We start from the raw sequence: 7781 nt of genomic DNA, 5'->3' as shown, positions 1-7781 counted from the left end.
CGCCTCCCACGGCCCCCCCCCCCCCGCTGGGCGCGGGGCGTTTCGGGGGGGGGGGGGGGCCGCTCGGGCCCCCCGCGACGAGGTCAGGAACCCAGCCGGTTGATGCCGGAAAGGATTGCGCGGACCGAGGATTCGGCGCTGTCACCGGCCAGGGCGGCGCCCCAGCCGCGCTTGCCGTTGAACTCGCAGCGGATGAAGGTCGCGGTGCCCTCACCGGTGTGGCGCTGATGGAACTGCAGGATCTCGACCGGGTAGCCCTCCTCGTAGAGGGCCGAGGTCAGCGCGGCGACCGGGCTGCCGGTGGTCGCGAGGGTGCGCAGCCGGTCGGCGAACTCGAGCGTCGCGGTGTAGGCGGCGGCACGGCCGGAGACGGCCGCCCAGTCCGACAGCCGGACCGGGCCGTTGTCCCGGCAGTACTGGTCGTGGAACTCGGCCGGCGTCATTCCGGCCGCCTCGGCGCGCAGGCCGCGGGGCGCGGCGGAGGCCAGCGCCTCGGCATCGATGGTGGTGGGCATGGTGGCAAAAGACATGGTCATTGAAGAAGGTCTTCCCGAAGAAGTCGGTGGAGGGGACCAGCATCAACAGAAGTAACAGCCCGCAGCGAGGGGGCCGGTCCAGAAAATCAGACCCCGCTACGGCGGGTTACTACGACGGGTAGCGCGTACGCCGGGGTGGCGGCGAGCTGCGCGTTCCTGGTGAGCCCGGCAAGAGCCATCGACGACGCGGCGTCGCGGTCGGCGACACCAAGCGCTGCGGCGAGGCGATGAGCGGGATTCGGCACGGTGTCGACAATAGGCACCGATGGACCGGACCGCAACCTTATAGCGCCCCCGATGTCGCTACCGGTGAGTATCATCACCGCAGCTCACAGCCACCTCGGCCGCGGCGCCCCGCCGTGCCGGCCACCATGCCCGGCCGCCTCGGCGTGTCCCGCGCGGCGTGCCCGGCGTGGCGCGGGCCGACGGGCCACAACCATATGAGGGAATGTCCTATGCGATTCGACGAGTACCGCGCGTACGACGCCGTCGGACTGGCCGAACTCGTCGCCGCCGGTGAGGTGCGCCCGATCGAACTGCTCGAGCTTGCCCTCGCCCGCTGCGCCGAGGTCGACCCCGAACTCGACGCGCTCACCCTGCTGATGGAGGCGCCAGCCAGGAAACGCGCCGCCGGCCGGCTGGAAGGCCCCTTCGCGGGCGTCCCGTTCCTGATCAAGGACCTGCTGCAGGACTACGCCGGTTTCCCCACCTCGGCGGGAACCGGACCGCTGCGCGGCGTCCCGGCCGCCGAGCACAGCATCGTGGTGCGGCGCTGGCTGGACGCCGGACTGGTGATCTTCGGCAAGACCACCACGCCGGAGTTCGGCTGCAAGGCGGTCACCGTCTCGCGCACCTTCGGAATCACCCGCAATCCTTGGGATCTCGCGCGCACGCCGGGCGGCTCCTCGGGCGGTTCGGCGGCCGCGGTGGCCGCGGGCGTGGTGCCGGTGGCGGGCGCCAACGACGGCGGCGGCTCCATCCGCATCCCCGCCGCCTGCACCGGCCTGTTCGGGCTCAAGCCCGGCCGCGGCCTGGTCCCCAACGGCCCGCTGGCGGGCGACTCCATCCTCGGCGCGGGTGTGCAGGGCGTGGTCTCGCGCAGTGTCCGCGACACCGCGGCCATGCTCGACATCCTCTCCGCCCCCGATCCCGGCGCGCCCTACACGGTGGCCCGGCCGTGGCAGCCCTATCGCGAGGCCATGGCCATGCCGCCGGGACCGCTGCGCATCGGCTTCACCGACCGTTCCCCGCTCGGCACCGAGGTCGACGAACACGCCGTCGCGGCCGTCACCCGCGCCGCCCGGCTGCTGGAGACGCTCGGCCACGCGGTCGAGCCCGCCGAACCGGCCATCGACGGACAGCGGCTGGCCCAGGACTTCATGACCGTGTGGACCGCGCACCTGGCCGCCTCGGTCGCCCAGACCTGCGCGCGTACCGGCGCCTCTCCCGCCGCCTTCGACGTCGACACCCAGGCCATGGCCGCTGTCGGCCGCGCCTTGGCCGCACCGGAACTGGTGGCCGCGGGCGACCGCTGGAACGAGTACACCCGTGCGCTGGCCGACTTCCATTCCCGCTACGACCTGCTGCTGAGCCCCACGCTGGCCGAGCCGCCGCTGCCCGTTGGCCGCGACGACGTGCCGCGCGCGATCGGCCTGCTGCTGCCGCATCTGCTGCGGGCGGGCGCGGGCCGCGTGGTGGCACGCACGAGCCTGTATCGCGACACCGTCGTCGCGAATCTGTCCGCCGCACCGTTCACCCAGCTGGCCAATGTCACCGGCAGGCCCGCCATGAGCGTGCCGCTCTCGCTCACCCCGGACGGCCTGCCGCTCGGCGTGCACTTCACCGGCCCGACGGGCAGCGAGGCGCTGCTGTTGCGCCTGGCCGCCCAACTGGAGGCCGCCGCGCCGTGGTTCGACCGGGTGCCGCCGGAACTGCCCGCCCGCTGAACCGGGTGCAACGCCGGACCGGGGGCAACACCGAACCGGGGGCAACGCTGAGCCCGGGTGCGCTGTCCGGGTGTCGGCGCTGCGCGGGGTGGCGGCGGGGCTGCGCGGGGGTGTCAGCGCAGGGCCGGGGTGATCTCCTCGCCCATGTGGGTCAGCTTCTCCGGGTTGCGCACGTAGTACAGACCGGCGACCAGGCCGTTGTCGAGATGCACCGCCATCACCCCGTCGAAGACGCCGTCCACCGCCACGACGAAGCCGGGACCGCCGTTGACCACCACCCGCCGGAACGACAGCCGCACGCCGCGCCTGGCGACGGCGCCCGCGACGAGCCGGACGACCTTCTCCGCCCCGACCACCGGTTTCGGCACGGTCCGCACCAGCCCGCCGCCGTCGCCGATCATGACCACGTCGGGGGCGAGCACCTCGAACAGCGCGGGCAGATCCCAGCTCTGCAGCGCCCGCTGGAAGGTGGCGAGCGCGGCCTCGGCCTCGCGCGCGGACACCGTTGTCCGCGGCCGTCGCGCCGCCACGTGCGCGCGGGCCCGGTGCGCGATCTGCCGCACCGCCGCCGGCGACTTGCCGACGGCCTCGGCGATCTCCTCGTAGCCGACCTCGAACACCTCGCGCAGCACGAACACCACCCGTTCGGTCGGCGCGAGGGTTTCCAGCACCAGCAGCAGCGCCATCGACATGCGCTCGGCCAGCTCGACGTTCTCGGCCACGTCCGGTGTGGTCAGCACCGGCTCGGGCAGCCACTGCCCCACATAGGACTCACGTCTGCGGCGCACCGTGCGCAACCGGTTCAGCGCCTGACGGGTGGTGATGCGGACCAGGTACGCGCGCTCGTCGCGCACCCCGTCCGCCTCGACCTCCACCCAGCGCAGCCACGTCTCCTGCAGCACGTCCTCGGCGTCGGCGGCCGAGCCGAGGATCTCGTAGGCGACGGTGAACAACAGGTTCCGGTGCGCGAGGAACGCCTCGGTCGCCCGGTCGGCGGGCCGCTCGCTCATCTGTCTGTCCCCTTCTTTGGCAGGTTCCCCGAAGGCGCTGCCGGAGAACATGTCTCGCCGAGCGACACGGTCAGCTCCGCGCCGGCACGGCCTGCCCCGCCTCCCGTACCGCACGCGGCCGGGTGCGGTCGCGGAAGAGCCAGGAGAACCGCCCCGGATCCCGGGCCTCGGCCGCCAGTTCGTCGATGACCCTGGAGCAGGCGTCCTCCTTGATCATGGCGGGAACGCGCCCGCCGAGCCCGAACCGGTTGGCCGTGTCGTCACGCGATGCCAGCTGGATGACCGCGGCGCGGCGGCCGAGCCCGATGCACTGGCCGAAGAACCCGATCTCGATGGCCTTCGGCTGCTCGCCCGCGATCCTGGCCAGGACCGTGTCGGCGGCGTGCGCGCCCAGCGGGCGGGCGCTCTGGGCGCTCATCCGCAGCGGCACTCCCGAGGGGTTCGCGCAGTCCCCCGCCGCGACGATCCGTTCGTCGTCGATGCTGGTCAGGGTCTCGTCGGTGCGCAGGCCGCTGCGCTCGGCGAGCTCGGGTCCGGTGAAACCGGTGGTCCAGACGGTCACCGCGCTGCGCACGCGGTGCCCGCCGCTGAGCCGCACCGTCTCGGCGGTCACCTCGACGGCGGTCGCGTCCGCGCCCTCGAGCACGGTCACCCCGACCCCGCTCAGCCGCCGGGCGATCGCGCGCCGCACCCGCGGATGCAGGTAGCCGTAGAGCCGCTCCCCGCACACGAGGGTGACCGCGCGCCCCTGTTCGGCCAGCTCCGCGGCGACCTCGATCCCGGTGGGGCCGCCGCCGACGACGGTCACCGGCGCGGACAGCGGCGTGTCGTCGAGCACCTGCCGCAGCTTGCGCGCCTGCTCCACCCCCTCCATCCGGTGGGCGAACTCGGCCGCGCCGGGCACGGTGGGCGCCGCGCCCGCGCTGCCGACCGCGTAGATCAGGTGGTCGTAGCCGAGAGTCGTTCCGGCCGAACCGATCACGACGCGCGGCGGCGCGTCGATGCGGGTGACGCTGTCGACCACCAGCCGGACCCGGTCGGACAGCACCTCCCCGAGATCGACCACCGCCTCGTGCGTGCCCGCGACCAACTGGTGCAGCCGGACGCGGTTGACGAACTCCCGGCGCGGGTTGACCAGGGTCACCCGCACGTCCTCCCGCCGGGTCAGCCGGTTGGCCGCCATCACCCCGGCATAACCGCCGCCGACCACCACCACCTCGGTCGTCCGGTCACCGCCGTGGCCCGACTCCGTGGGCCCGGCGCCGTTGCGCTCGGTGTCCGTGAATGTGCGCTGCTCGCTCATCGTGTCCTCCTCCGTTCGCGGGGTTCGGACACAAGACACCGGCGACCCGGAATCTGTGACACGCCGGACCCGGGTCACCCCATCGGTCAGTGCGCGGCGGCGTCCCAGCTGCGCCCGGTGCCCACCGACACGTCCAGCGGCACCGACAGCGTGATGGCCGAGGCCATCCGGTCGCGGGCCAGCTGCTCGAGCGCCTCCCGCTCCCCCTCGGCCACCTCGAAGACCAGTTCGTCGTGGATCTGCAACAACATCCGCGAACGCAGCCCGGCCGCCGCGATGCCCTCGTACACCTCGATCATCGCGACCTTGATGATGTCGGCGGCGGTGCCCTGGATGGGGGCGTTGAGCGCCATCCGCTCGGCGGCCTCACGGCGCTGACGGTTGCTGGAGTCCAGATCGGGCAGGTAGCGCCGCCGGCCGAACAAGGTCTCGGTGTAGCCGACCTTGCGGGCCTGCTCGACCACCTCGTGCAGGTAGTCGCGGATGCGGCCGAAGCGGGAGAAGTAGATGTCCATCTGCTCCTTGGCCTCGGCGGTGCTGATCTTCAGCTGCGCCGACAGGCCGTAGGAGCTCAGCCCGTAGGCCAGGCCGTAGGACATCGCCTTGATGCGCCTGCGGATCTCGGGGGTGACCTCGGAGATCGGGATGTCGAAGGCCTTCGACGCCACGAACGAGTGCAGGTCCTCGCCGGAGTTGAAGGCCTCGATCAGGCCCTCGTCGCCGGACAGGTGCGCCATGATGCGCATCTCGATCTGGCTGTAGTCGGCGGTCATCAGCTCGTGGTAGCCGGGGCCGACCACGAAGGTGTCGCGGATCATCCGTCCGGTGTCGGTGCGGATCGGGATGTTCTGCAGGTTCGGGTCGGTGGAGGACAACCGGCCGGTGGCGGCGATGGTCTGGTTGAAGGTGGTGTGGATGCGGCCGTCGTCGGCGACCGATTTCAGCAGCCCGTCCACGGTCACCTTCAGCCGGGTGGCGTCGCGGTGCTCGAGCAGGTGGGCCAGGAACGGGTGCTCGGTCTTCTCGTACAGCGACTCCAGCGCGTCGGCGTCGGTGGTGTAGCCGGTCTTGGTGCGCTTGGTCTTGGGCATGTCCAGCTCGTCGAACAGCACCACCTGCAACTGCTTGGGCGAGCCGAGGTTGATCTGCTTGCCGATCACCCCGTAGGCGGCCTCGGCGGCCTGGGCCACCTTGTCGGCGAACTGCCGCTGCAAGGCCTGCAACTGGTCGCAGTCGACGGCGATGCCCGCGTGCTCGAGCTCGGCCAGCACCGACAGCAGCGGCAGCTCCATGTCGGTGAGCAACGCGGTGGACTCGATCTTCTCCAGCTCGGCGTCCAGCGCCTCGGCCAGGTCGAGCACCGCGCGGGCGCGCAGCATCTGGGTGCGCGCGGTCTCGGCCTCCAGGCTGTCCTCGTCGTCGAGCAGCGACAGCTGGGCGTTGTCGTCGGTCTCGGCGCGCAGCTCGCGGTGCAGGTAACGCAGTGAGAGGTCGTCGAGGTTGAAGCTGCGCTGCCCCGGCCGCACCAGGTAGGCGGCCAGCGCGGTGTCGCTGGTGAGTCCGGCGAGGCGCCAGCCGCGTCCGCGCAGCGCGTGCATGGCCGACTTGGCCTCGTGCAACGCCTTGGGCACCCGTGGGTCGGAGAGCCAGGCGCCAAGCGCCGCCTCGTCCTCCGGGGTGAGGATCGCGACGTCGAGGTAACCGCTCTCGCCGTCGCCGGCCGCGATGGCCAGCGCGGTCACGTCACCGTTGCCGGGGATGCCCCGCCCGACCACCGAGACCCCGTGGCGCACACCGGCTTTCGCGTGCTCGGCCAGCCAGTCTGCGATCGCGCCGGCGGTGAGCGCGGCGCCGCTGATCTCGAAGCCGGACTCGGCCTCCGGCTGCGGCGGCGACAACGTCTCGAACAACCGGTCGCGCAGCACGCGGAACTCGAGATCGTCGAACAGCCGGTGGATCTTCTCCCGGTCCCACGGCCCCTGCGCCAGCTGGTCGGGGGTGTAGGGCAACGGCACGTCCTTGACCATCTCGGTGAGCTGGCGGTTGAGCACCACACTGCTCAGGTTGGCGCGCAGCGCGTCACCGACCTTGCCCTTGACCGTGTCGACCTTCTCCACCAGGGTGGCCAGATCGCCGTACTCGCGGATCCACTTGGCGGCGGTCTTCTCCCCTACGCCCGGGATGCCGGGCAGGTTGTCGCTCGGGTCACCGCGCAGCGCCGCGTAGTCCGGGTACTGGGCGGGCGACAGACCGTACTTCTCCTGCACCGCCTCCGGGGTGAAGCGGGTGAGGTCGGAGACGCCCTTGCGCGGGTAGAGCACCGTCACGTCCTCGTCGACCAGTTGCAGCGAATCGCGATCGCCGGTGACGATGAGGATGCGGAAGCCCTGCGCCCGCGCCTGGGTGGTGATGGTGGCGATCAGGTCGTCGGCCTCGTAGCCCTCGATCGCCATGACCGGGATGCCGAGCGCGCCGAGCACGTCCTTGGTCAGTTCCACCTGGCCGCGGAACTCGTCGGGCGTCTGGCTGCGGTTGGCCTTGTATTCCGGGTAGGCCTCGGTGCGGAAGGTCTTGCGGGAGACGTCGAACGCCGCCGCGATGTGCGTTGGCTTCTCGTCGCGCAGCAGGTTGATGAGCATGGCGGTGAAGCCGTAGACCGCGTTGGTGGTCTGGCCGGTGACCGTCTTGAAGTTCTCCGCCGGTAGCGCGAAGAAGGCACGATAGGCGAGGGAATGCCCGTCCAGCAGCAACAGGGTGGGCCGGTCACCCCCGGCGGGGGCTGAGGTGGAACCCGGACGCTGAGAGCTGGTCGCTGGAGTCACCCGACAGAGTGTATTGAGCCGCACCGACAGCCGCCGTGCGGGGCGTGGCGCGGGGCCCCCCCCCCCCCCCGGGGGCGGGGGGGGGGCGGGGCGCCCCCCACCCGGGGGCGAGGAAAACCCCCCCCCCCCCGCCCGCGCCCGCCCCGACCGCCCCCGCCAGAGGG

At 72.1% G+C, this 7781-nt stretch carries 6 protein-coding genes; 1 reads left to right on the top strand and 5 read right to left on the bottom strand.

Features of this window, described 5'->3' with window-relative positions; genetic code table 11:
* Window positions 1-83 precede the first annotated feature (83 nt).
* Together QH283_RS26145 and QH283_RS26140 are read right to left on the bottom strand one after the other, a co-directional pair.
* A complete protein-coding gene (locus QH283_RS26145) occupies window positions 84-536 on the bottom strand; it encodes an alpha-isopropylmalate synthase regulatory domain-containing protein (RefSeq protein WP_280505592.1) in 453 nt (150 codons plus the stop codon).
* Between the two features lie 86 nt (window positions 537-622).
* Entirely contained in the window at window positions 623-799 is a 177-nt protein-coding gene (locus QH283_RS26140) for a hypothetical protein (protein WP_280505591.1), read from the bottom strand.
* Between the two features lie 192 nt (window positions 800-991).
* Here QH283_RS26140 and QH283_RS26135 point away from each other — a divergent pair, with 192 nt between their 5' ends.
* Entirely contained in the window at window positions 992-2482 is a 1491-nt protein-coding gene (locus QH283_RS26135) for an amidase (RefSeq protein WP_280505590.1), read from the top strand.
* A 113-nt stretch (window positions 2483-2595) separates the two neighbouring features.
* Here the strand turns inward: QH283_RS26135 and QH283_RS26130 are convergent, their stop codons facing one another.
* The 3 genes from QH283_RS26130 to polA all read right to left on the bottom strand — a co-directional run bounded on the left by QH283_RS26130 (window position 2596) and on the right by polA (window position 7617).
* A complete protein-coding gene (locus QH283_RS26130) occupies window positions 2596-3492 on the bottom strand; it encodes an RNA polymerase sigma-70 factor (protein WP_280505589.1) in 897 nt (298 codons plus the stop codon).
* Between the two features lie 70 nt (window positions 3493-3562).
* On the bottom strand, window positions 3563-4795 hold the full coding sequence (locus QH283_RS26125) for an NAD(P)/FAD-dependent oxidoreductase (protein WP_280505588.1): 1233 nt from the start codon (window positions 4793-4795) through the stop codon (window positions 3563-3565).
* Window positions 4796-4881: 86 nt separating this feature from the next.
* Complete coding sequence (gene polA / locus QH283_RS26120) at window positions 4882-7617, bottom strand: DNA polymerase I (RefSeq protein ID WP_280505587.1); 2736 nt, start codon at window positions 7615-7617, stop codon at window positions 4882-4884.
* Window positions 7618-7781 lie beyond the last annotated feature (164 nt).

It is taken from the genome of Nocardia farcinica (genome assembly GCF_029867845.1).
Classification (GTDB): Bacteria; Actinomycetota; Actinomycetes; order Mycobacteriales; family Mycobacteriaceae; genus Nocardia; species Nocardia farcinica_A.
This window is presented reverse-complemented; position numbering and strand designations above follow the sequence as displayed.

Bases quoted from the DNA above. Each gene is read 5' to 3' on its own strand.
- QH283_RS26130 (WP_280505589.1), bottom strand. From the start codon at position 3,492: ATGAGCGAGCGGCCCGCCGACCGGGCGACCGAGGCGTTCCTCGCGCAC.
- QH283_RS26125 (WP_280505588.1), bottom strand. From the start codon at position 4,795: ATGAGCGAGCAGCGCACATTCACGGACACCGAGCGCAACGGCGCCGGG.
- QH283_RS26145 (WP_280505592.1), bottom strand. From the start codon at position 536: ATGACCATGTCTTTTGCCACCATGCCCACCACCATCGATGCCGAGGCG.
- QH283_RS26135 (WP_280505590.1), top strand. From the start codon at position 992: ATGCGATTCGACGAGTACCGCGCGTACGACGCCGTCGGACTGGCCGAA.